This is a genomic window from Vibrio sp. 1562 (assembly GCF_033340155.1).
Lineage (GTDB): Bacteria > Pseudomonadota > Gammaproteobacteria > Enterobacterales > Vibrionaceae > Vibrio > Vibrio alginolyticus.
Window position 1 is genome coordinate 1 of record NZ_JAWOVY010000283.1, and the last position, 744, is coordinate 744.

Genomic DNA, 744 nt, shown 5'->3' on the forward strand with positions numbered 1-744 from the left:
TGCTTGGCGGGCAAACGCGACTTTGTTTTCGGTACTGGTTAGCTCTTCTTGGAGTTGGCTCATCGTCTCGTTTGCTTTCAATTCAGGGTAGGCTTCTACCACAACGTTCAGTTTGCCTAGAGCGTTTTGTAACATGCCTTCTGCTTGGCTCAGCTGGCTAATTGCAGCATTACTATCTGGCGCATCACTGGCGGCTTTTAAACCTGCTATTGCTTGGTTACGAGCTTGGATCACGCGTTCAAACGTTTCCTTCTCATGATCCATGTAACCTTTAGCGGTGTTTACTAAATTCGGAATTAGGTCGTATCGACGTTTCAGTTGAACTTCGATTTGAGCGAAGCTGTTTTTAAAGCGATTTCGTAGAGTAACGAGCTTGTTGTAAATACTGATTGCGTAAACCACAACCAGCAGAACAATAACAATAAAGACAATCAGTGCAGTCATAGTGAGTTCCATTTTGTGAATGTATCAGTGTTTTATATAAGTAGTTGAGATATTAAGCAAATTAGACTTACTTATAATGTGGGGTATTTTTAAATATGGCACGCATTGCGTAAGAAATATGAGAGCCATTTGGGATAAGAACGAAGGGAAAGGATTCTCAAGGAGAGCAAAATAAAAGGGCCCGGCGTGAAAGCCGAGCCTTGTGGAATGTAGAAATTCTAATCCGTGACTAAGCTGTCATCGGAACAAGTACCATAGTACCGATGATTACCGTCAATAGGCCAGCAAGCACAGGCACTG

1 protein-coding gene is annotated in these 744 nt (G+C 42.6%); it reads right to left on the bottom strand.

Going from position 1 to position 744, the window contains the following annotated elements:
* Positions 1-444, bottom strand: a 444-nt coding sequence (locus tag R7Z49_RS24675; protein WP_318112328.1) for a LemA family protein, incomplete at its 3' end; no start/stop codon positions are given.
* Positions 445-744 lie beyond the last annotated feature (300 nt).